Genomic DNA, 23,174 nt, shown 5'->3' with positions numbered 1-23,174 from the left:
AACTCCAGTTCGGCGCGTCTGACGCCGCGCTGCGACCTGGAGCCGTCGGCCCGGTGCACCGCGATGCGCACCGGGCGCGAGCCGTTGGCTACCCTTGCCGCGTGCCGTCGCTCTTTCGCCGCAAGTCCACCGACCTCGTCGACGAGGCCGTCTCCTCGGTGACTCCCGAGGAGACCGCCGATCGGCCCCGGGGTTACACCCCGGCCAAGGGTCGGGAGACGCCCAAGCGGCCGACCGCCGGCCGCCGCCCGGCTGGCCCCACCCGCCCCCTCACCAAGGAGGAGGAGCGGGAGCGCCGCCGCCAGCTACGCGCCGAGGCCGCCTCGGAGTTCCGCCGCGAGGGTGGCCCCCGCGACCGCGGCCCGGAGCGGCTGCTGGCACGCAACGTGGTCGACTCCCGGCGTACCGTCGGCACCTGGTTCTTCGGTGGCGCCCTGATCGTGCTGATCGGGTCGAACGCGGCGATGCCGCCGGTGGTCCGGCTGATCTCCAACGTGCTCTGGGGCGCGCTGGCACTGGGTGTGGTCGTCGACTCGGTGTTGATCTGCCGCAAGATCGGCAAGCTGGTCCGGCAGCGCTTCCCGAAGACAGGCCAGCGGATGGGCTCGCTCTACCTGTACGCGGTCATGCGGTCGATCACCTTCCGGCGGATGCGCGCCCCGGCTCCCCAGGTCAAGCTCGGCGACAAGGTCTGACCCGACTCGCGGCACGCCGAGCAGGCGCGGCACCCCGGTAGTGCCGACCGCACCGAGGGCGGTAAGTCGCTAAAGCATCCGGGCATCCGACGTTCGTTGTACCGTACGAATGGTTCACCCTGCTGAACGCAGCACCGGTGTTCGTCGTACCGAACGTTGATCCAATGGAGCGAACGCATGCCTCCGGAACCGGCCGCCCCGCTCGCCACCATCGCCGCCGCCCTGCGCCGCGAGCGGGACCGGGTCGGCATCTCGCTGACAGAGCTCGCCCGGCGGGCGGGCGTCGCCAAGTCCACCCTCTCCCAACTGGAGTCGGGGACCGGCAACCCGAGCGTGGAGACGCTGTGGGCGCTCGGCGTGGCGCTCGGTGTGCCGTTCAGCCGGCTGGTGGAGCCCGCCGACGACGGCGTACGGGTGATCCGCGCCGGTGACGGCCCCCAGGTCCGCTCCGAGCAGGCCGACTTCACCGGGACGCTGCTCAGCGCCGGGGCGGCGCACCTGCGTCGGGACATCTACCTGATCGAGTTGGAGCCGGGCGCGGTCCGGGCCGCGGACGGGCACACCCCTCGCAGCGTCGAGCACGTGGTGGTCGCCGCCGGCCGACTGCGGGTGGGCCCCGAGTCCGGCCCGGTCGACCTCGGCCCCGGCGACTACGCGACGTTCCCCGGTGACGCTCCGCACCGTTACGAGGCCCTGGTCGCCGGCACCTTCGCCGTGCTCGTCATGGAACACCCCTGACCGGTGCGGGATCCCGTCCGAGCCGAGCCGGCGGCAGGTGAGGTATCGTCGGAACCCAGATTCGGTTATCAACCCAAATGTCCGAAACCATAGGATAACGTTTGCGTCCGTGGGCGGCGCCACAGTGGCGGTGAGCGAGCCCACGCCGTTACCCTCCATCCGCAGCCACGCCCTGCCGAAACGGGCGACTTGACCGGCACGCGAGGCCCAGCGCGACAATCTGCAACGAGGTGACAAACGCCGTGAGCGAGCGGACGCGAGCCGGCCACCGGGGCGTGGCAGGCGGCGACCGGACGCCCGGCGGGCACCGGGGCGCGAACGCGGACCGCCCACCTCTCACGTTGATCGGCCACCTGGCCGGGTGTGGCGACGGGCTCGGCGGATGAACGGCCGGTACACCGACCGGTGGCGGGACCCGAACGAGCCGTCCTGGGTGGTCGAACCGACCACCGAGTGGCATCCCCAGTTCCCCGGCCAGCGCTATGCCGGCGACATTGGAATGTCGCACCAGCCGCCCCCGCCGCCGCGCGGCCGGGCGTCCGTCGTCGGCCGCACCGAGGTACCGCCGCTCGCGCCAACCCGTCCGGACGGCACCTACCTCGGCCGGTCCTGGGCTGACGAGGAACCCGCCGAGGCGGACCCCTACGGCCGGTCCTGGTCCGATGAGGAGCCGGCCGGCACGCCGGCCCACGGCACGTCGCGGGGCGACGAACACCCGGTCGAGACGTCCGCCCACGGCCGGCCGACCGGGGCCGACAACCGCCACTACGATCATGAGCCGTACCGCCGGCCGCTGCCCGAGCCGCCCCGGCGCGACGAGCGCCGCTCCCCCGAGTCGGACCGGCGGACCGCCTGGTCCGACCGGCGCCCGAGCGACGAGCGGGCACCAGCCCGCGAGGCAGCCTGGCACCGGGACCAGCCCGCCGAGCGGTACGACAGCCGCCGACCGCGACACGACCCGGCCGATCGGGAGCGGGGGTACCCGAGCACGCCACCGGTGTCCCCCGCACCCCGGCCCGAGCCCGGCTGGGTGCAGGAGCCGGACGAGGCGCCGCGCCGGCGCGGCGCGCAGGAGCGCCCGGCCGCCGGATACGACCGGCACCCCGGCGACGGGTACGCCGCCCGGCCCACCCGGGGCCACGAGGACCGCCCGGCCGAGGGCTGGGCCGCCGGCGGGGCCGGCCAGTGGGCACCCGTGGAGGGCCGCTCCCGGTACCCCGATCGGGCCGCCGACGACACCCGCCGCCCCGACCGTGTGGCCGACACGCGGCGTCCGGAGCGCGTCTCCGACGACACCCGTCGCCCGGAGCGGGTGACCGACGCCCGCCGCCCGGAGCGGGTCGCCGACGATGCGCGGCCGGCGGCGCGGGCCCGTGCGGACGCTGGCGTCGATACGCCCAGCGAACGGCGGTACCGCCCGGACGAGGCGGTCGGCGCACCGCAGACACCGGACGGCGGACGACGGCACCGGCCCGAACCGGAGATGCCGGGACAGCCGCGCCGGGACGACGAGCGGCGCCGGCCAGCCGACCCGCACCGACAGCAGCCCCGCGAGGCGGCGGCCCGCGCCGAGGCGTACCCGGACCGGCGCCCCCGCGAGGACGCCCGGCCGGAGGCGTACCGCGACGAGACGTACCGCGAGGCACGGCCGCAGCCCGGCCACCGCCCGGACGGCAGCCTGCCCTGGCCACCGCCGGGTCCAGTGCGTCCGGACCGCACGCGGGAACCGGGCCACCAGGGCGCTGGGCAACGCACCGCCGAGCCAGGTGTCCCGTCGCGGCCGGCCACCCGGCCCGAAAGGCCGCCGGCCGCGCAACCCCGATACGACGAGCGCCCGGTACGTCCCGCCGCGACGGCTCCACGGGCGCCGGCCACCTCCGGCCGGGCCACCCCGGTCCCGCCGGCACCCGTCTCCCCCGCCGCACCGGGCTGGGACCGGCCGATCTCGGCGGCCCCGGCCTCCCCCGCGCCGGCGGGCCACGAGCGCCGACCGGCCGACCACGTCCCACCCGGCCGCCCGGATCGAGACCGGCCGGTGTCGGCGGCCCCGGTCTCCCCAGCGGCGGACGTACCCGTCTCGGGTCCGCCGGCCGCCCGACTCCGGCTGGAGTTCCTGCCCGCACCGGTGGACCCGCCGCTGTCCGACGAGCACCCGGACCCGGCGATGTCCCCCGAGCCCCGGACGCCGGCCGAGCCGGAGCAGTCCGCCCCGGCGGCGGACGCGCGCCCGCCGGTCGCACCGCCGCCGGCCTGGCAGGCCTCGGATTCCCCGTCCGCGCGGCCGGTCGCGTCCCCCACGGCTCAGACCCCCACGGCTCGAACACCCACGGCGGATGCCGAGCCGGCGCTTCCGGTGGCACCCGGCATGCCGCGCCGCTACGTACCCCCGGCGCCGTCGGAGCCGCCGGCGGCGCCCGCTCCGGATCCGGTCGAGGCTCCGGTCACCGGAGGGCCGGCCGCCTGGTTCAGCCCCGCTCAGGAGGTGGAGTCCGACCAGCCGGAGACGGACCGCCGGCCAGCCGAGGCGACCGACGACCTCTCGGCAACCGATGGCCCGGCCGGCTCCGCCGCGGCCACGAGAGCGGCGCCCGACCCGTCAACGCCCGCCGCCGACCCGGCCGTCGATGATCGGGCGCCCGACCCGCACCCGGACTCCGCGGTCGAGCCGACCGCCGGGACGCCGGCCCCCGCGCCCCAGGCCCGGCCGGTGTCCGCACCGCCCGCGCCACCGATCTCCGCACCACCGGCCGAACCGGTCTCCGGCGCCCCCGACCCCTGGGCCAACGACGTGGTCACCGATCGTGACCCCGCAGGCGGGTCGACACCGATTGACGCCCTCGGGTCGGTGTCGGCGCCACCGGCCTACCCGGTGTCGGCGCCACCGGCCTACCCGGTGTCCGGACCGCCGGGGCGCCCGGTATCCGGTGCCCCTCGCAGCTGGGCGGATGATCTGCTCGACGAGGCACAGCCCACAGCCGAGCCGACACCGGCGGAGGGCAACCTGCCGGTCTCCGGCCCGCCGAGCACCGCCGGAACACCGCTTCAGCGCACCGACCCGGCGGCCGCCGAGACCCACCCCGACGTCTCCGGATCCCTGGGCGCTCCGTCCTACGACGGGTCTGACGGCTGGGCGGCCGAGCGCCTCGCCGAGCCGGAGCCGCTGGACCGGCCGGCATCCGCACCGCCGGCATCGATCGACGCCCACCAGCCGATCCAGGAGTCTCTGGACCGGCCGGTCTCCGCGCCGCCCGCACGGGACAGTGGTCCCGCCGAGCGCGCCCCGGTGGACGAGGTGCGCTCGACGCCGGACGAGCCGGCCGATCGGAGCGTCCCCACACCGGTGGCCGATTCGCAGACCGACGACCCGTCCGCCGTCGGAGAGCACCCGGCCCGGCCCGCGCCGTCCGACCACGATCCGGACGAGCCCGTCTCCACCGAGCCCGCACGGCCGGACTCGACCGCGCCCGTCTCGGCCCCGCCCGTCTCAGGCCCGCCAGTCTCGGCCCCGCCCGTAGCGCCCATGTCCGCGGCACCCGTGTCCGCACCGCCGGTCTCCGCACCGCCCGTGTCCGCACCGCCCATCTCCGCACCGCCCGTGTCCGCGCCGCCGGCCACGGCCGTTCCCGGCCCGCGGAGCGGGTCAGCCGGGGAGAGCGTGCCGGTGTCCGGGCCACCTGGCACGACACCGCCGGTGACCCGCCGGCCGCTGGCCGAGCAGGGCGCCCCGGAGCAGGTCCTTGCGGCGTACCGGTGGCGGCTCGACCCGGTCACCCTGCGCGAGGACCTGACGGAGCCGGACGACATGCGGGCGATCCGGCGGCGGCTGACCGAGAAGCTGGGCTCGGCCATCGACAACCGGGCCCGGGCCCGGCTGCTCAGCCTGCGGGCGGTGACCTCCCGGATCCTCGGCGAACTGGACGACGCTCTGGCCGACGGCCGCCTCGCCCTCACCTACGCCGAGGCCACCGGCGAGCTGCGACGGACGGCGCTGGCCCAGGCCCGGCTGGCCCATGTGCTGCGCTGGCGTGGCGACTTCACCGAGGCCGACCAGCTCTTCGCCAAGGCCAACTCGATCGAACTGCCCGACCGGCTGCGGGCCGCCCTGCATGAGCACGCCGGGCGCGCCTGCTACGACCAGGGCCGACTCATGGAGGCCTGCCACCACTTCGAACAGGCCCTCGACCTGCGCGGCGCCGGCGACGCCGAACTGCTGGACCGGATCCGGGTGGCCCTCGACGCGGTCGCCACCCGGGCCACGGCGGACGGCTTCGGGCCGTACCCCCGGAGCCGGGACGAGGTGCTCGACCGCGACCGACCCCCAACGCCCGGCCAGGACGGACCGCTGTGGGGGTACACCGACCCGGACGGTGACCTGGTCATCCCCGCCCGCTACGCCGAGGCGCAGCCGTTCCACGACGGGTTGGCCTGGGTCCGCCGACCGACCACCGGCCGGTGGTCGCTGATCAACCTGCTCGGTACGACGGTGATCCCGCCGTCCTACCGCGCGGCCCGCCCGTTCAGCGACGGCCTGGCCTGGGTGGTCGCGGACGGCGGCTGGACGGCGATCGACGCGACCGGCGAGGTGCAGGTCCCGCCCAACTTCGCCGAGGTACGCCCGTTCCGTCGGGGGGTGGCCGCGGTCCGGCGCGAGGGTTGGGGGGCGGTCGACCGGACCGGCCGGATCGTGGTGCCCACCCGCTACCACGGCTTCGCCACCGAGCTGGCCGACGGCCAGCAGGTCGACGGGTTCACCGACGAGGGCCTCGCCGTGGTCGACGTGGGCGGCCGACGTGGCGTGGTGGACCGCGGCGGCACGCTGCTGGTGCCGCCGGCGCACCCGATTCTGGTCATCCACCCGGTGGCGTTCCTGGTCGGCAACGGCACCGGGCGCTGGGGCGCCCTGGACCGGCGCGGCGAGCCACTCATCGACGCTGTGCACCGTGACCGTGCCGCCGTGCTGGCGGAGATCGACCGGCTGCTCACCGACGCCAACCCGGTGCTCTGACCGGCGGTTCGGCGACCCTGAAGCGGCGGGGCTAGGGTCGGGTCATGGAATTCCGACACCTGGGCCGTTCCGGCCTGATGGTCAGCGAGATCTCGTACGGCAACTGGATCACCCACGGTTCGCAGGTCGAGGAGGACGCCGCGTTCGCCTGTGTCCGGGCCGCTCTCGACGCGGGGATCACCACCTTCGACACCGCCGACGTGTACGCCGGCACCCGGGCCGAGGACGTGCTCGGCCGGGCGCTGCAGAACGAGCGCCGCGAGGGCCTGGAGATCTTCACCAAGGTCTACTGGCCCACCGGTCCCGGTCGCAACGACCGCGGCCTGTCCCGCAAGCACATCATGGAGTCGATCAACGGCTCGCTGCGCCGGCTGCGCACCGACTACGTGGACCTCTACCAGGCCCACCGGTACGACCACAGCACGCCGCTGGAGGAGACGATGGAGGCGTTCGCCGACGTCGTGCACTCCGGCAAGGCGCACTACATCGGCGTCTCCGAGTGGTCGGCGGCGCAGCTGCGTGCCGCTCACCCGCTCGCCCGGGAGCTGCATGTCCCGCTGGTCTCCAACCAGCCGCAGTATTCGATGCTCTGGCGGGTCATCGAGACCGAGGTCGTCCCGGCCAGCGAGGAGCTGGGCATCGGCCAGATCGTCTGGTCGCCGATGGCGCAGGGCGTGCTCTCCGGCAAGTACCTCCCGGGGCAGCCGCCGCCGGCCGGTTCCCGCGCCACCGACGAGAAGTCCGGTGCGGGCTTCATCTCCCGGTTCATGACCGACGAGGTGCTGACCCGGGTTCAGCAGCTCAAGCCCCTCGCTGAGCAGGCCGGGCTGAGCATGGCCCAACTCGCCGTGGCCTGGGTGCTGCAGAACCCGAACGTGTCGTCGGCGATCATCGGCGCGTCCCGCCCCGAGCAGGTGCACGACAACGTCAAGGCGGCCGGCGTGAAGCTCGACGCCGAGCTGCTCAAGGCGATCGACGAGATCGTCGAGCCGGTGACCGAGCGCGACCCGGCGAAGACCGAGTCCCCCGCACAGCGGCCCTGACGCCAGCCCCGGTCCGGTCAGCGCGGGTTCGCGCCGACCGGACCGGGTCAGCCCGGACGCTCAGCCGGGGCCGGTCAGCCCTGCCAGAAGCGGATCAGGTCGAGGCCGGTGGCGTAGAGCCACGAGGGCAGGCCCAGCAGGTCCCCGATCGCGAAGACGACGTCGAAGAACCAGCCGCCGATACGCGGATTCCACAGCAACGCGAAGAGCAGCAGGAAGCCGTACGGGGCGAACAGGTCGTACATCCGGCGCCACTGCGGGTTGAGCCACGGCTGGATCATGTTGCCGCCGTCCAGGCCGGGAACCGGTAGCAGGTTCAGCACGCTCGCGGTGAGCTGGAGGAAGGCCAGCAGCGCCACCCCGGCCCAGAACTCGACCGGGCCGCCCGCCTGGATGCCGATCCGCAACGCCGCCACCAGCACCAGCGTGAACAGCACGTTGGTCGCCGGCCCGGCGAGGCTGACCAGGGTGTGCCGCAAACGGCCCGGAATGGCGTGCCGGTCCACCCACACCGCGCCGCCGGGCAGGCCGATGCCGCCGAGCAGCACCACCACCACCGGCAGCACGATCGACAGCAGCGGGTGGGTGTACTTCAGGGGGTTGAGCGTCAGGTAGCCCCGATGGGCGATGTCCCGGTCGCCGGCCCGGAAGGCCACCACCGCGTGCGCGTACTCGTGCAGGCAGAGCGAGACCAGCCACCCGGAGACCACGAAGAGGAACACGTCGAACCGGACGCTGCCGTACCCGTTCCAGGCCAGCGCCCCGCTGACCGCGAAGAGGGCGACCAGGCCGAGGAAGACCGGGCTGGGCCGGAACGCCGCCCTGGGCACACCGAGCACCAGCCGCTCCCCGCCCGGCCGGTCGTAGCCCATCACTCGGCCGTGGGCAGCAGGCTCATCCGGTACTCCAAGCGGTCGTCCTCCACGAGCGCGACCGAGGTGACGCCGGCCGCCGCGAGCTCCCGCCAGGTCTGACCGATCCAGGATTCGGCGTCGGCCTGGCTGCCGAACGACTCCGCCGGTCCCTCGACCGTCTGGCCGTCCGTGCCCTCGTACCGCCAGCTCCACGCCATGCCGCGTCTCCCCTCGCCGCTGAAGTCCCCGTGGGACGAACCCTCGCCAGCGTAGTCGGCCCGACCCGGAACGGCCGCTCGCTCGCCCCGGCCGCGACCCATGGGCTGATCAACGCATCGGCGGCGGCCGGTACGGTGGCCCGGTGCTGACACGGGGAGTGCTGCTCGATGACCGGTACCGGCTGGGCGAGCGGGTGGCGACGGGCGGGATGGGCGCGGTCTGGCGCGGCACCGACGTGCTGCTGGAACGCGAGGTGGCCGTGAAGGTTCTGCTGCCGTCGCTGGTCGCCGACCCAGAGTTCACCGCCCGGTTCCGCGCCGAGGCGCAGATGCTGGCAGCGCTGCGGCACCCCGGCGTGGTCGCGGTGCACGACGTCGGGCAGGCCACGCTCGCCGACGGCAGCCGGGTCGACTACCTGGTGATGGAGTACGTCGAGGGTGAGCCGTTGTCCGCCCGGGTGCGCCAGGCGGGTCGGCTGGACCCGGCCACCACCATGTCGGTGCTGGCGCAGGCCGCGGACGCGCTGCACACCGCCCACCTGGCCGGCATCGTGCACCGGGACGTGAAGCCGGGAAACCTGCTGGTCAAGGCGGACGGCAGGGTGGTGCTGGTCGACTTCGGCATCGCCCGGTCGCGCAGCATGGCCGGGCTCACCGCCGCGAACATGGTGCTCGGCACCGCCTCGTACATGTCCCCCGAGCAGGCCACCGGGCAGCCGGTCTCCCCCGCCACCGACGTGTACGCGCTGGGCGCGGTGGCGTACTTCTGCCTTGCCGGGCAGCCGCCGTTCGACGGTGACAACCCGCTCGCGGTGGCGTTGCGGCACGCTCAGGACGAGCCTGCGCCGCTGCCGTCGGACACCCCACCCGCGGTGGTGGCGGTCGTCGCGCGGGCGTTGGCCAAGCGGCCGGCGGACCGGTTCGCCAGCGCCGCCGAGTTGGCCCGCGCCGCCGCTGACGCCCGCGACGCGACCCTGGCCAGCATCCCGCCGGCCGCCCGCCCACCCTGGGCGCTGGCCGCCCCCGGCCCGTCCGGCCCGGGTCCGACCCCGCCGTCCGTCGCGGCGCCCGTCCCGAGCCCCACCCCGCCGTCCGTCACGCCGCCCGTCCCGAGCCCCACCCCGCCGGCACCCGCGCGGCCCGTCCCGAGCCCCACCCCGCCGGCCCACGCGACCACCGCGCCGACGCCACCGGCTCCGCCCACGGATCTGCGCCCCCCGGCGGTCTTCGGAACCGAACCGGCGGGGACCCGGGAGGACCCGTTCCGGACCGGGTCGGGCCGGCGGCGCGGGCCACTGCTGGTCGGGGTCGGTGCGGTCGTCCTCGTCGCGCTGGTCGCCGGGACCGTGGCGGCGCTGCGGCCCGACCCGGAGCCGCGTGGAACGGACCTTCCGGCCGCACTGGCCGGCGAATCGGCGTCGGCCGCGAACGTCCCGCTGCCGAGCGGGGACGCGGCCACCCCGGGCCCCCGGCCCAGCGGCACGCCGGGTGCCAGCCGCACCGCGACCACCGCGTCGACCGGCGTCGCCGATCAGCCCAGCGCGCCGGCCAGCGGCGCCCCGGCCCCACGCACCACGGCACCGGGAAGCCCGCCGACCGGGGCCGTCACCGGCAAGCCGCCGTCCAGCGGCAGCACGGCGGGCCGGCCCAACCCGTACACCGCGACCCAGGTGTGCGGCAGCGGCTACCAGGTGATCGACTCGGCGACGCTGACCGGCGGCGACGGGCGCCGGCGGGGCCGCGTCTACCTGCTGTACCACTCGGGCACCGGCAACAACTGCGTGGTTACCCTGAAGGACACCGCGGTCGGCACCAAATCGGCGGCGTCGGCGTACCTGGAGGTGCAGGAGCGTGCCCGCGGCACCGACAGCGGGTCGTTCGACTACTACGCCGGGCCGGTGCGGGCCAGCGCAGCCGGCACGTGCGTGAGGTGGGGTGGCGCCACCGGCGGGGTCAGCTACGGCAGCGGATTCGAGCACTGCGACTGACCGGACCGCGACCACCGGGCCGGCAGGCAACGGCACCCCGGGCGGCCTTAAGGTACGGGCATGTCCGTTGACGGGTGGAACACGGTCCTGGTTCTCGGCGGTATCCGGTCCGGCAAGTCCGAGTTCGCTGAGTCCCTGGTCGCCGACGCGCCGGTGGTCCGCTACATCGCCACCGCAGGGGAGGGCGACCCGGAGGACACCGAGTGGGCGACCCGCCTGGCGGCGCACCGCGCCCGGCGGTCGGGCAGCTGGAGCACCGAGGAGACCGCGGCCGACCCGCGGCGGCTGGCCGACGTGCTCGCGTCCGCCCAGCCGAACGAGACGCTGCTCGTGGACGACCTGGGCGGCTGGGTGACGGTGCTGCTCGACCCGGAGCACCAGCCCGCCGACGACGTGGCGACCATCGCTGAGCTGGCCGAGGCGATCCGCGCCTGCTCGGCGCGGGTGGTGCTGGTCAGCCCCGAGGTCGGGTTGTCCCTGGTGCCGACCACGCCGCTGGGCCGGGCGTTCACCGACGCGCTCGGCGCGGCCAACCGGGCCGTCGCCGACGCCTGCGACGCGGTGGTGCTGGTGGTCGCCGGCCAGCCGGCCTGGCTGAAGCCGACCGTGCCGCCCAGGACCGCCGCCGTGCCGCCCGCGACCGCCGCCGTGCCGCCGGCACCCGCCACCGGGACCGCGCCGGTCGGGCCCGGGCCGGTCGGAGCGGATTCGGCCGACGTCGAGACCGCCCCCGAGGTGCAGCTGCCGGACGTGCTGACCCACGCGCCGCCGGCGGCCCCGAACCAGGAGCCGGGCAACCCCTGGGCCGCGCCGACCATGGCGCTGCCCATGGTGGCCACCGGGCTGGTCATCCAGCCGGGAATGGAGCTGCCGATGCCCGACGAGTACACCGGCCCCCAGGCGGTGGACCGACTGGCCACGTTGGACGTACCCGGTGCCGGGCTGGGCGTGCTGGACCGCGTCGTCGGCTTCGCCGCCGCCACCCAGGGCACCTCGACCCCGGTCGCCTGGAATTCCGTGCGGGTGCTGCTGCTGCACGGTGACCACGCCGGTGGCGCGTCGGCCGGCACGGTCGCCGGCGAGTCGGCGCGCCGGGCCGGGCAGGCCCGCGCCGGCCAGGGCGCGTTGGCCCGGCTGGCCGCCGAGAGTGGGGCCAGCCTCCAGGTGGTGGACACTCCGGCCGCCGCGCCGATGGAGGACGAGCCGGCGCTCACGCCCGAGCAGGTGGACTCGGCGCTGCGCTACGGCTGGCGGTTGGCCGAGCAGGCCGCCGACGCCGGCGTACAGCTGCTGGTGCTGGCCGCGTGCGGCGCCGGCACCGAGGCCGCCGCCGCGGCGGTGCTGGCGGCCACCGCGGGCGCGGAGCCGCCGGCCGTGCTCGGCCGGGTGATCACAAACTCCGGCGAGATCGACGACGCGGCCTGGATGATCCGCTGCGCGGCGGTACGCGACGCGCTGCACCGCACCCGCCGCTCGCCTCGGGGTGCCAAGGACGTGCTGGCCGAGCTGGGCGGCGGCGACGTGGCGGTGGCCACCGGCGTGCTGCTCGGCGCCACCGCCCGCCGGATTCCGGTGCTGTTGGACGGGCCGGTCGGGCTGGCCGCCGGCATGGTCAGCCGCGACCTGGCCGGGCAGGCGCGGCACTGGTGCCTGCTCGCCGACCACGGCGGTCACCCGGCGGTGCGGCTGGCCGCCGACGTGCTCGGCCTCACCCCGCTGCTCGACCTGCGGCTGGACCTCGGCGAGGGGGCCAACGCGCTGGTCGCGCTCCCGCTGCTGCGCTCGGTGCTGTCCCTGGCCGCCGCGCTGCCGGTCCACCCGTCGCTGGCCGGCGAAGGGGAGCCGGACCAGGGCACCGAGGAGCCGGAGGACGCCGAACCGGAGGACGCCGAACCGGACTACGCCGAGCCGGAGCCAGCCGGGCCGGGTCCGGCCACCACCACTGGGGCGGACGAGCAGGCGGCGTCGGGCTGGCGTGCCGGCTGAGTCGCGGCTCGCCGCGGGGGCCCGGCTGGCGGTCACCACGTTCAGCACGTTGCCGGTCCGGGCCGGCCGGATCGACCGCCCGGTGGCCGGCACCGCGATGGCGCTCGCCCCGGCGGTCGGCGCCCTGCTCGGCGCGCTGCTGGCCGGCGTGCTGCTGCTGGCCGGCGCGTTCGCTCCCCCGCTGGTGACCGCCGGCGTGACGGTGGGTGCCGCCGCCCTGCTCACCCGGGGGCTGCACCTGGACGGGCTGGCCGACACCGTGGACGCGCTCGGCTCGTACCGGCGGGGCGCCGCCGCTCTGGAGATCATGAAGAAGCCGGACGTCGGCCCGTTCGGGGTGGTCGCCCTGGTGGTCGTCCTGCTGGTGCAGGCGGCGGCGCTCGCCGAACTTGCCGGTCGGTCCTGGCCCGCGTGCCTCGCGGCGGTGGTCGCGGCGACCGCCGCCGGGCGGCTGGGTGTGACGGTGGCCTGCCGGCGGGGCGTGCCGGCGGCCCGCGCGGACGGGCTGGGCGCGTTGGTGGCCGGCACGGTGGGCCCGGTGGCACTGGCCGCCGGCGCGGTCGCCGTCGTGCTGCTGGCGGTGCCCGCGGTGCCGGGCCGCCCGTGGCAGGGGCCGCTGGCCGTCGCCGCCGCGTTCGCCGTCGCGGTGCCGCTGCTGGCCCACGTGGTACGCCGGCTCGGCGGGATCACCGGCGACGTGCTCGGCGCGACCGTCGAGGTGGTCACCACGCTGGTCTACCTGGGTCTGGTGCTGTCCGGCTGAAGCCGGCGAGGCGAGCCGGGTAGCGTTCGGCTCGACAGCACCGGACGGCCACCGGGGGAACGAGAATGCTCATCACGGACGACTTCCTGCCCGTACCGGTCCCGGAGTCGCTTAGCGCGACCTACCTGGTGCCGATGGCGGGGCTGCCGAAGGTCAGCGCGAAGACCGCGGTGGCGGCGCTGACCGGCCGGCTGGCCGAGCCGGTGCACGGGCTGGCCCGGCAGATGCTGGACAGCCCACTGATGAGCGTGGACACCCGGCCGATCGCCGAGTTCCCCGAGCTGCCACCGGATCTGCTCACCGCGTTCGGCGCCACCGAGGAGCAGTTGGCCCGGCTGGCGGCGTCGACCCACCTGGTGGTGGTGCAGGCCGAGTACCGGCCCGGCTGGCCGCCGGCGCACGAGTGGGCGGCCCGGGCGGTGGCGGCGGCGGTGGCGGAGTCCGTCGACAGCGACGTGGTGGACGTCTTCGGCCTGCAGTTCCTCGACCCGGCGACCGCGCTGCGCTCACTCCCGGACGAGCAGGGCCGGATCCGGCTGGTGGACTGGGTGCTGGTGCCGTACTCCTCCGACGTGGAGGGGTTGTGGTTCACCACCAAGGGGCTGCGCCGCTTCGGGCTGCTGGAGTTGCAGACCCAGGGGGTGCCCGACCACCTCACCCGGGCCTGGGGTGCGGTGATGACCGGGGCGGCACGACGGCTGCTGCGGGACTGGACCGACGGGCTCTCCGGCGAGGAGGTGCCGGCGTTCGTACAGTTGCCGGTGCTGGCCACGGTCACCGGACACGACATCGCGGTGGCGTACGGCAACCCGGAGCAGCACGGTGCGACGGCCCCGGTGCTGCTGCGCCTGGAGCTGGACCCGGCGACCGACCCGGAGGCCGACTCGTTCCTCAGCCTGCGCCCGCCGGCCGGGCATCCCGGTCCGGACGGGCGCTACTACGCCGCCGCCTGCGCGACGCTGTTCTCCGGGATCCAGCCGGACGTGCGCTACGCCCGCTCCGGTGACGCGATGAGCCGGGCGGTCGCCACCGCCCGGGCCGCGCTGGACGACGCCCGGACCCGGTTCGTCGCCGGCCAACTGCCGCCCGAGGCGCAGCTGGTGGTCAAGTACGGCCTGCCCGGCGACGACGGCCCGGAGTACGTCTGGGCCGGCGTCACCTCGTGGGAGGCCCCGGAGCGGATCGTCGGGGTGAGCGCCAGCGACGCCGCCACCGACTCCTCGGTGCGGATCGGCGCCCCGGTCGTGGTGGAGTCGACCGACGTGGTCGACTGGGCGGTGCTCGACGCCACCGGCGTGATCGAGGGCGGCTGGACCCAGGCAGTCCTGGACTCCGGCGAACCCCCCACCCCCAAAATCCCCTGACTCCGGTTGGGGGGTTACTTGACTGAGGGGTTGACGAAGGGGGGGCGGGTTATCTGCATGGGGGCTCGGCGGCCGCGGATCTCGACCTCGACGAGGTCGCCATCGGCGAGCTTGGCGTCGGTGTCCAGCAGGGCCAGCGCGATGCCCTGCTTGCGGGTCGGCGAGAAGGTGCCGCTGGTGACCGTGCCGACCTGCACGTCACCGACGTGCAGGGTCATCCCGGGCCGCGGAATGGCCCGGTCGACGGCCACCAGGCCGCGCAGCGTACGCCGGGGGCCGTCGGCCTTCTCGGTGCGCAGCGCGTCGCGGCCCCAGAAGGCCGGCTTGTCCCAGCCCACCGCCCAGCCGGACCGTGCCTGCACCGGGGTGATGTCCAGCGACAGGTCCTGCCCGTGCAGCGGGTAGCCCATCTCGGTGCGCAGCGTGTCCCGGGCGGCCAGGCCGCAGGCGCGCAGCCCGAAGCTCTCGCCGGCGGCGAAGAGCGCGTCCCAGACCGTGACCGCGTGCTCCGACGGCACGACCAGCTCGTAGCCCAGCTCGCCGGTGTAGCCGGTGCGGCAGACCGTCAGCTCGACCCCGGCCAGGCTGGCGGCGGAGAAGCTCATGTAGCCGTGGTCGGTGGGCAGGCCGAGGGCGCCCAGCAGCTCGGCCGAGCGCGGGCCCTGCACGGCCAGCACGGCGTACGCTTCGTGCTCGTCGGTGACGGTGACCTGCTCCGGCGCGGCGGTCCGCAACCGGCGGACCACCTCGGCGGTGTTCGCCGCGTTCGGGATGAGGAAGACGTGGTCGTCGGCGTACAGGTAGGCGATGATGTCGTCCACCACGCCGCCGGTGGCGTCGTCGCAGCAGAGCGTGTACTGCGCCCGGCCCGGCCCGATCCGGCCCAGGTCGTTGCTGAGGCAGGCGTTGACGAAATCGGCGGCGCCGGGGCCGCTCACCCGGGCCTTGCCCAGGTGCGACACGTCGAAGACCCCCACCGCGCTCCGCACCGCGGTGTGCTCCTTGAGCACCCCGCCGCCGGCGTACTCCAGCGGCATCTCCCAGCCCCCGAAGGGGGCGAACTTGGCGCCGGCGGCGGTGTGCCGCTCGTGCAGCGGGGAACGGCGCAGCCGGGTCGCGGCGGCGTCGGAGGTCACTTCGGTCATGGGTGGCAACTTACCGGGGGCAGCGCCGCTGGTTAGCATCGGCGGGACCCGTCGGCATCATCGGCGGGACAGCCCTGACGTCCGGCGGGTACGTTCCGCCGGAGACCTTCATCGCCGGTACGCGACGACGCGGCCGGCCCGGCCCGCCCGGAGTAACTTCAGTGACATCGCCCCGCACCACAACCCTGAGCCTGGTCGACACCGACCCGGCGGAGCTCGCCGTCGACGCGATCGTGATCGGCGTGCACAGCCAGACCGGAGAGCAGGGCGCCACCAGCGGCCTCGCCGGCACCCTGCTGCTCGCCAGCGGCGCGGAGAGCATTGCCGCCGCGTTCGACGGCAAGCTGACCGAGACGCTGGCGCTGCTCGGCGCGACCGGTGGCCCGGGCGAGGTGATCAAGCTGGCCACGCTGGGCACCGTCACCGCGCCGCTGGTCACCGCGGTCGGGCTCGGCCCGGAGCCGTCGGGCGCCGCCCCGGCCCCGGAGACGCTGCGCCGGGCGGCCGGCGCCGCGATCCGGGCCCTGGCGGGCGCGCAGAAGGTGGCGCTGGCCATGCCGCTGCCGGACGACCCCGACGCGCCGGCCGCACTGCGCGCGGTCGCGGAGGGCGCGCTGCTCGGCGGGTACCGGTTCGCGGGCTACAAGACCCGGCCGCAGCCGACCCGGCGGGAGCCGGTGGCCGAGGTGCTGGTTTCGGTGCCGGATGCCGGCGACGCGGGCGCTCTGGCGGAGATCAGCCGGGCGCAGGTGGTGGCCGGCGCGGTCCGGCTGAGCCGGGACTGGGTGAACACGGCGCCGAACGAGCTGCGGCCGCCGGTGTTCGCCGACGCGGTGGCCGACGCCGCCCGGGCGGCGGGCCTCGGCGTCGAGGTCCTGGACGAGGCGGCGCTGGCCGCCGGTGGGTATGGCGGCATCATCGCGGTCGGGCAGGGCTCGGAGGCCCCGCCGCGCCTGGTGAAGCTCACCTACACCCCGGAGGGCGGCGGCAGCGGTAAGCGGGTCGCGCTGGTCGGCAAGGGAATCACCTTCGACACCGGCGGCATCTCGATCAAGCCGGCACAGGGCATGTGGGAGATGAAGTCCGACATGGCGGGTGCCGCCGCGGTGGGTGCGGCCATGCTGGCGATCGCCGCGCTCAAGCCGGCGGTGGCGGTCAGCGCCTACCTGCCGATGGCGGAGAACATGCCGTCGGGCACCAGCTACCGGCCGGGTGACGTCATCAGCATGTACAGCGGCAAGAAGGTGGAGGTGCTCAACACCGACGCCGAGGGCCGGATGATCCTGGCCGACGCGATCGCCCGCGCCTGCGCGGACGGCACCGACTACCTGTTCGAGACCTCCACCCTGACCGGCGGCCAGGTGATCGCGCTGGGCAAGCGGATGGCCGGCGTCATGGGCAGTCCGGAGCTGTGCGAGCGGGTCCGGACGGTCGGCGACGCGGTCGGCGAGCCGGCCTGGCCGATGCCGCTGCCGGACGACGTGCGCAAGGGCATGGACTCCGACGTGGCGGACATCTCGCAGGTCAACGCCGGGATGGACCGGGCCGGGCACATGTTGCAGGGCGGTGTGTTCCTGCGCGAGTTCGTGACCGACGACGTGGCCTGGGCGCACATCGACATCGCCGGGCCGGGCTACCACTCCGGCGAGCCGACCGGCTACCTGACCAAGGGCGGCACCGGTGTGCCGGTCCGCACCCTGGTGCAGCTGGTCGAGGACGTCGCCGTCAACGGCTGACCGATGCAAGGAGGGGCCCCTTATTAACGCCTGGCGTTAATAAGGGGCCCCTCCTTGCATCTCAGTACCGCTCGGGGCGCCGCTTGCGGCGCTCGTTGAAGTCGCGCATGCGCTGCGGGTAGCCCATCAGCCGGACGTCGTACACCGGGATGCCCATCCGGTACGCGAAGCGCCGCGCGCCGTCCGGGCCGTCGATGCGCCGGCGGGTCCACTCCCCGTCGTCGGCGATCAGGATGACCGTGGTCTCCGTCACCGTCGTCCGCGGTTCGATGTACGCCTCGACGCCGCGACGGCTCCGGATGAAGTTCTCGAGATGATCCAGATCACCGCGATCCGCCGCGCGGTCGTGGCTGGGCACACGCGCCTGTTTGCGGCGCCGGAACAACCCCACCGGACCTCTCCCCCACGCTCCGTCATCGACAACGGTGCCAAGGGTACGTGTCACCGACGTGTCGTTGGGCACCTCAGTACGCACCCTGTGCCCAGTGGTGACAAGATGACCGAGGTGGGGTGTGTCTGTAGTTGCCCCGCCGTGACCCCCGATGCAGTGACGCGACCTGGGAGTTGGACGTGAGCGAGCCGAACGACGCAACCTTCGACATTGTCATCCTCGGAGGTGGCAGCGGCGGCTACGCGGCGGCGCTGCGCGCCGCCCAACTGGACCTGTCCGTCGCGCTGATCGAGAAGGGCAAGCTGGGCGGCACCTGCCTGCACAACGGCTGCATCCCGACGAAGGCCCTGCTGCACGCCGCGGAGATCGCCGACCAGACCCGCGAGTCGGAGCAGTTCGGTGTGAAGGCCGAGCTGGTCGGGATCGACATGGCCGCGGTCAACTCGTACAAGGACGGCGTGGTCTCCCGCCTGTACAAGGGCCTGCAGGGCCTGGTGGGTGGCTCGAAGAACATCACCCTCGTGGCCGGCGCCGGCAAGCTGGTCGGCAAGAACGTGGTCGAGGTGGACGGCAAGCGCTACACCGGCCGCAACCTCGTGCTGGCCTCCGGCTCGTACGCCAAGAGCCTGCCGGGCCTGGAGGTCGACGGCGAGCGGATCATCACCAGCGACCACGCGCTGTCCATGGACCGGGTTCCGTCGTCGGTGATCGTGCTGGGTGGCGGCGTGATCGGCGTCGAGTTCGCCAGCGTGTGGAAGTCCTTCGGGGGGGACGTGACGATCGTCGAGGCGCTCCCCCGGCTGGTGGCCGCCGAGGACGAGGAGTCGTCGAAGGCGCTGGAGCGGGCGTTCCGCAAGCGGAAGATCAACTTCAAGGTCGGCAAGCCGTTCGAGAAGGTCGAGAAGACCGAGAAGGGCGTCAAGCTGACCATCCAGGGCGGCGAGACCGTCGAGGCCGAGCTGCTGCTCGTCGCCGTGGGTCGCGGCCCGAACACCGCCAACCTCGGGTACGAGGAGCAGGGCGTGAAGATGGATCGCGGCTACGTGCTGACCGACGAGCGGCTGCGCACCAGCGTGCCGAACGTCTACGCGGTCGGCGACATCGTGCCCGGCCTCCAGCTCGCGCACCGCGGCTTCCAGCAAGGCATCTTCGTCGCCGAGGAGATCGCCGGCCAGAACCCGGCCGTGATCGACGAGGCCGGCATCCCGCGGGTCACCTACTCCGACCCGGAGCTGGCGTCGGTGGGTCTGACCGAGGCGAAGGCCAAGGAGCAGTACGGCGCCGACAAGGTCAAGACGTACAACTACAACCTGGGTGGCAACGGCAAGAGCCAGATCCTCAAGACCACCGGCTTCGTGAAGCTGGTCCGGGTCGCCGACGGCCCGGTGGTCGGCGTGCACATGGTCGGTGCCCGGATGGGTGAGCTGGTCGGTGAGGCGCAGCTCATCTACAACTGGGAGGCCTACCCGGCCGAGGTCGCCCAGCTCGTGCACGCCCACCCGACCCAGAGCGAGGCCCTGGGCGAGGCGCACATGGCCCTCGCCGGCAAGTCGCTGCACGCGCACGCCTGATCACCACAACCCGCGGCGTCCGGCGACGGGCGAAGATCCCACCAGGGGAATGAAGGAGTCTCAGAACATGCCGGTATCGGTCACCATGCCCCGGCTCGGCGAGAGCGTCACCGAGGGCACCGTCACTCGCTGGCTCAAGCAGGAGGGCGACACCGTCGAGGTCGACGAGCCACTGCTTGAGGTCTCGACCGACAAGGTCGACACCGAGATCCCGTCGCCCGCGGCGGGCGTGCTGAGCCGGATCGTGGTCGGCGAGGACGAGACCGCGGAGGTCGGCAGCGAGCTGGCCGTCATCGCGGGTGAGGGCGAGTCGGCCGGTGGCGGCGAGGCCGCCCCGCAGGAGCAGCAGCAGGCTCCGGCCGAGTCGGCCACCGAGCCGACGGCCGCCGCTGAGGGCACCGCCGACCAGGTGGCCCAGGACGAGGCGCCGGCCCCGGCCGCCGCCGGTGCGGGCGAGGGCACCGCGGTGAAGATGCCGGCCCTGGGCGAGAGCGTCACCGAGGGTACGGTCACCCGCTGGCTCAAGCAGGTCGGCGAGACCATCGAGGTCGACGAGCCGCTGCTGGAGGTCTCCACCGACAAGGTGGACACCGAGATCCCGTCGCCGGTCGCCGGCACGGTGCTGGAGATCAAGGTCGCCGAGGACGAGACCGCCGCGGTCGGCGCCGACCTGGCGATCATCGGCGTTGCCGGTGCCGCCCCGGCGCAGGCGAAGCCCGAGCCGAAGCCCGAGCCGAAGCCCGAACCGAAGGCGGAGGCCAAGCCGGCGCCCAAGGCCGAGCCGAAGCCGGAGCCGAAGGTCGAGGAGCCCACCCCGGGCGTGTCGTACAACGAGCCGTCCGCGGAGGCCGAGACCTCGGCGCAGCCGGTGAAGGCCGAGCAGGCCGCACAGCCGGCCGCGCCGACCCCGACGCCGCAGCGCCCGTCCGCCCCCGCCCCGGGTGGCGGCGAGGAGGCCGCCGGGTACGTCACGCCGCTGGTGCGCAAGCTGGCCAGCGAGCACGGCGTCGAGCTGTCCTCGCTCAACGGCACCGGCGTGGGTGGCCGGATCCGCAAGCAGGACGTGCTGGAGGCCGCCGAGAAGGCCAAAGCGGCGAAGGCCGCCCCGGCTCCGACGGCGCAGCCGGCCGCCGCCCCGTCGGCGGCCCCGGCGAAGCCGGCCGCGAAGCCGCAGCCGAGCGGCAAGCGGGGGACCACCGAGAAGCTCACCCGGATCCGCAAGGCCATCGCCACGCGGATGCAGGAGTCGCTGCACGAGATGGCGCAGCTCACCACGGTGATCGAGGTGGACGTCACCAGGATCGCGAAGCTGCGGACGCAGGCGAAGGACTCCTTCCAGCAGCGACACGGTGTGAAGCTGTCCTTCCTGCCGTTCTTCGCCCTCGCGGCCGTCGAGGCTCTGCAGACGTACCCGATCGTCAACGCCCGGATGGACCTGGACGGCGGGACGATCACGTACCCGGACGCGGAGCACCTGGGCATCGCCGTGGACACCGAGCGCGGTCTGCTGGTGCCGGTCATCCACAACGCCGGCGACCTCAACCTGGGCGGCATCGCCAAGCGGGTCGCGGACCTCGCCGAGCGGACCCGGACCAACAAGATCAGCCCGGATGAGATCGCCGGGGCGACCTTCACGCTGACCAACACGGGCAGCCGGGGCGCGCTCTTCGACACCCCGATCGTGCCGTCGCCGCAGTCGGCGATGCTCGGCACGGGTGCCGTGGTCAAGCGGCCGGTCGTGGTCAACGACCCGGAGCTCGGCGAGGTCGTCGCGGTCCGGTCGATGGTCTACCTGGCCCTGTCCTACGACCACCGGCTGATCGACGGCGCCGACGCCGCCCGCTTCCTGGCCGCGGTCAAGGAGCGGCTGGAGGCCGGCAACTTCGAGTCGGAGCTGGGCCTGGCCTGATCACCGAGCCAGTCGGAAAGGGCGCCCCGGTCATCGACCGGGGCGCCCTTTTCGTCGTTCGAGGGCGGAGCGCCGGTCGGGGCGGACCCCGGCCGACGCTGCGCGCTCAGCCCTTGAGCAGCGCGGTCGAGACCTGCCAGAGCCGTTCAGCGGCCTCCGGGTCCAGCGCGTACGGGGCGACGCCGCGCCGCTCTCCGGGCACCACCGGGCCAGCCTCCTGGCAGTCCTCGAAGTACCGCCCGCCGGCCCCGTCGATCAGCGGTGAGGCGGCGACCAGCACCGAGGTGGCGGCGCCCTGCTCGACGGTCTTCCAGGCCGCCGCGTTGCCCGAGCGAATCCGGTTCAGTTCGTCCTCGCTGACGTAGCGCTGGAGGTTGGTCTGGATCGCGCCGGGCATCAGCGAGTTGGCGACGATGCCGTCGTCGGCCCAGAGCCGGGTCGCCTCCACGGCGAAGAGCACGTTCGCCGTCTTCGACTGTCCGTACGCCTGCCACGGCTCGTACGGCCGGCGCTCGTACTGGATGTCCTCGAAGACCACCGGCGAGCGCAGGTGGGCGGCGGAGCTGACCGACGCGATGCGGGCGCCGTCGGCGGCGGACAGCGCGGGGCGCAGCCCGGTGGCGAGCGCGAAGTGCCCCAGGTGGTTGGTGGCGAACTGCATCTCCCAGCCCCGCGGGGTCCGCATCTCGGGCGCGGCCATGATGCCGGCGTTGTTCACCAGCATGTGCAGCGGGCCGTCCCAGTTGGCCACGAAGTCGGCGACCGAGCCCTGGTCGGCGAGGTCGAGCGGGGCGACCAGGATCTGGTCGTTGCCGGTGCTGGCGGTGATGTCGTCGGCGGCGCGCTGCCCGGCGTCGGTGTTGCGTACGGCCAGGGTGACCTGCGCGCCGGCGCTGGCCAGGGCGCGGGCGGTCTCGGTGCCGATGCCGGACGACCCGCCGGTGACGATCGCCCGCCGGCCGCCGAGGTCCACGCCCTGGATCACGTCCATGGCGGTGGAGTCATGGGTGAACGCGGTGGTGATCGGGGTGCTCGTCGTCATGATCCATCCTTGTTCGGGTAGGGCGGGCCGACCCGGCCCGCCGCTACGATGGAAGCGGAGGATCCTCCGCTACGTCCGAGACTAACCGGAGCTTCCTCCGGATACCACTGGCCCGTACCAGCGAGGGAGGACGTGTGCCGGAGACCAGCCCCCGCCCGCTGCGGGCGGATGCCCTGCGCAACCGCGAGCGACTGCTGGACGCCGCGATCCAGGCGTTTTCCCGCCCCGGGCCGGAGGTAACGCTCGACGGCATCGCCCGGGAGGCCGGGGTGGGCATCGGCACCCTCTATCGCCACTTCCCCACCCGCGAGGCGCTGATCGAGGCGGCGTACCGCAACGAACTGGGCAAACTCTGCGACGCCGCGCCGGACCTGCTCGACCACCTACCGCCGGACCGGGCGCTACGGGGTTGGATGTCCCGGTTCATCGACTACCTCGCCACCAAGCGCGGAATGGCCGACGCCCTGCGCCTGGTGATCGCCGCCGGCGCCAACCCGTACGCGCAGAGCCGGGACCGGCTGCTGGAGGCGCTCGACCGACTGCTGAGCGCGGGCGCCGCGGCCGGCACCGTACGGGCCGATGTCGACACCCCAGACGTGCTGGCCAGCCTCAGCGGGATCTCGCTGGCGGCCGCCGAACGCGCCCAGGCCGAGCGGCTGCTCGACCTGTTGATGGACGGTCTGCGGCACCACCGGCCGGGCTGACCCGTTCCGGCCTCGGGCCGGG

The 23,174-nt window shown here is 74.5% G+C and carries 17 protein-coding genes; 12 read left to right on the top strand and 5 right to left on the bottom strand.

Annotated elements, in window-relative coordinates:
* The first annotated feature begins 101 nt into the window (after window positions 1-101).
* The 4 genes from ACWD6N_RS12510 to ACWD6N_RS12495 all read left to right on the top strand — a co-directional run bounded on the left by ACWD6N_RS12510 (window position 102) and on the right by ACWD6N_RS12495 (window position 7,481).
* Window positions 102-695, top strand: a complete 594-nt coding sequence (locus tag ACWD6N_RS12510) for a DUF3043 domain-containing protein (RefSeq protein ID WP_354965082.1) — start codon at window positions 102-104, stop codon at window positions 693-695.
* Window positions 696-872: 177 nt separating this feature from the next.
* Entirely contained in the window at window positions 873-1,433 is a 561-nt protein-coding gene (locus tag ACWD6N_RS12505) for a helix-turn-helix domain-containing protein (RefSeq protein WP_354965083.1), read from the top strand.
* Between the two features lie 382 nt (window positions 1,434-1,815).
* On the top strand, window positions 1,816-6,438 hold the full coding sequence (locus tag ACWD6N_RS12500; RefSeq protein WP_450004754.1) for a WG repeat-containing protein: 4,623 nt from the start codon (window positions 1,816-1,818) through the stop codon (window positions 6,436-6,438).
* A gap of 44 nt (window positions 6,439-6,482) precedes the next feature.
* Entirely contained in the window at window positions 6,483-7,481 is a 999-nt protein-coding gene (locus ACWD6N_RS12495; RefSeq protein WP_354965085.1) for an aldo/keto reductase family protein, read from the top strand.
* A 74-nt stretch (window positions 7,482-7,555) separates the two neighbouring features.
* Here ACWD6N_RS12495 and ACWD6N_RS12490 read toward each other — a convergent pair whose 3' ends face one another.
* Both ACWD6N_RS12490 and ACWD6N_RS12485 read right to left on the bottom strand, forming a co-directional pair.
* The gene (locus ACWD6N_RS12490; protein WP_354965086.1) at window positions 7,556-8,353 is read right to left on the bottom strand and encodes a site-2 protease family protein; all 798 of its coding nucleotides are present in this window, start codon (window positions 8,351-8,353) and stop codon (window positions 7,556-7,558) included.
* On the bottom strand, window positions 8,353-8,553 hold the full coding sequence (locus ACWD6N_RS12485) for a hypothetical protein (RefSeq protein WP_354965087.1): 201 nt from the start codon (window positions 8,551-8,553) through the stop codon (window positions 8,353-8,355). The genes ACWD6N_RS12490 and ACWD6N_RS12485 overlap by 1 nt, the downstream gene beginning before the upstream one ends.
* 143 nt (window positions 8,554-8,696) lie before the next feature.
* On the opposite strand from ACWD6N_RS12485, the gene ACWD6N_RS12480 reads away from it, so the two are divergent.
* The 4 genes from ACWD6N_RS12480 (at window position 8,697) to ACWD6N_RS12465 (ending at window position 14,654) form a co-directional block, all read left to right on the top strand.
* Window positions 8,697-10,541, top strand: a complete 1,845-nt coding sequence (locus ACWD6N_RS12480) for a serine/threonine-protein kinase (protein WP_354965088.1) — start codon at window positions 8,697-8,699, stop codon at window positions 10,539-10,541.
* A gap of 60 nt (window positions 10,542-10,601) precedes the next feature.
* A complete protein-coding gene (locus tag ACWD6N_RS12475) occupies window positions 10,602-12,527 on the top strand; it encodes a bifunctional adenosylcobinamide kinase/adenosylcobinamide-phosphate guanylyltransferase (RefSeq protein ID WP_450004753.1) in 1,926 nt (641 codons plus the stop codon).
* Complete coding sequence (locus ACWD6N_RS12470) at window positions 12,517-13,290, top strand: adenosylcobinamide-GDP ribazoletransferase (RefSeq protein ID WP_354965090.1); 774 nt, start codon at window positions 12,517-12,519, stop codon at window positions 13,288-13,290. The genes ACWD6N_RS12475 and ACWD6N_RS12470 overlap by 11 nt, the downstream gene beginning before the upstream one ends.
* A gap of 65 nt (window positions 13,291-13,355) precedes the next feature.
* Window positions 13,356-14,654, top strand: a complete 1,299-nt coding sequence (locus tag ACWD6N_RS12465) for a DUF2314 domain-containing protein (RefSeq protein ID WP_354965091.1) — start codon at window positions 13,356-13,358, stop codon at window positions 14,652-14,654.
* 14 nt (window positions 14,655-14,668) lie between these two features.
* Here ACWD6N_RS12465 and gcvT read toward each other — a convergent pair whose 3' ends face one another.
* Window positions 14,669-15,799, bottom strand: a complete 1,131-nt coding sequence (gene gcvT / locus ACWD6N_RS12460; RefSeq protein WP_354965092.1) for a glycine cleavage system aminomethyltransferase GcvT — start codon at window positions 15,797-15,799, stop codon at window positions 14,669-14,671.
* Window positions 15,800-15,960: 161 nt separating this feature from the next.
* Here gcvT and ACWD6N_RS12455 point away from each other — a divergent pair, with 161 nt between their 5' ends.
* Window positions 15,961-17,535 (top strand): leucyl aminopeptidase, encoded by a 1,575-nt coding sequence (locus ACWD6N_RS12455; RefSeq protein WP_450004752.1) that lies wholly within the window; start codon window positions 15,961-15,963, stop codon window positions 17,533-17,535.
* A gap of 61 nt (window positions 17,536-17,596) precedes the next feature.
* On the opposite strand, the gene ACWD6N_RS12450 is transcribed toward ACWD6N_RS12455, so the two are convergent.
* Window positions 17,597-17,926: a hypothetical protein gene (locus ACWD6N_RS12450; protein WP_109819350.1), complete on the bottom strand. Its 330-nt coding sequence runs from the start codon at window positions 17,924-17,926 to the stop codon at window positions 17,597-17,599.
* A gap of 179 nt (window positions 17,927-18,105) precedes the next feature.
* Between ACWD6N_RS12450 and lpdA the strand changes: the two genes are divergently transcribed.
* Window positions 18,106-19,497: a dihydrolipoyl dehydrogenase gene (lpdA, locus tag ACWD6N_RS12445; RefSeq protein WP_354965094.1), complete on the top strand. Its 1,392-nt coding sequence runs from the start codon at window positions 18,106-18,108 to the stop codon at window positions 19,495-19,497.
* A gap of 67 nt (window positions 19,498-19,564) precedes the next feature.
* The gene (gene sucB / locus ACWD6N_RS12440; RefSeq protein ID WP_354965095.1) at window positions 19,565-21,406 is read left to right on the top strand and encodes a 2-oxoglutarate dehydrogenase, E2 component, dihydrolipoamide succinyltransferase; all 1,842 of its coding nucleotides are present in this window, start codon (window positions 19,565-19,567) and stop codon (window positions 21,404-21,406) included.
* A gap of 106 nt (window positions 21,407-21,512) precedes the next feature.
* On the opposite strand, the gene ACWD6N_RS12435 is transcribed toward sucB, so the two are convergent.
* Window positions 21,513-22,448, bottom strand: coding sequence for an SDR family NAD(P)-dependent oxidoreductase (locus tag ACWD6N_RS12435; RefSeq protein WP_354965096.1), 936 nt, complete (start codon window positions 22,446-22,448; stop codon window positions 21,513-21,515).
* A gap of 134 nt (window positions 22,449-22,582) precedes the next feature.
* On the opposite strand from ACWD6N_RS12435, the gene ACWD6N_RS12430 reads away from it, so the two are divergent.
* Window positions 22,583-23,152 carry a TetR/AcrR family transcriptional regulator gene (locus tag ACWD6N_RS12430; protein WP_354965097.1) on the top strand — a complete coding sequence of 190 codons (570 nt, stop codon included), beginning with the start codon at window positions 22,583-22,585 and terminating at the stop codon, window positions 23,150-23,152.
* Window positions 23,153-23,174 lie beyond the last annotated feature (22 nt).

This window comes from Micromonospora sp. NPDC005163 (genome assembly GCF_053599835.1).
The sequence above is the reverse complement of the archived record's forward strand: the minus strand, read 5'-3'. Positions and strand labels throughout refer to the sequence as shown.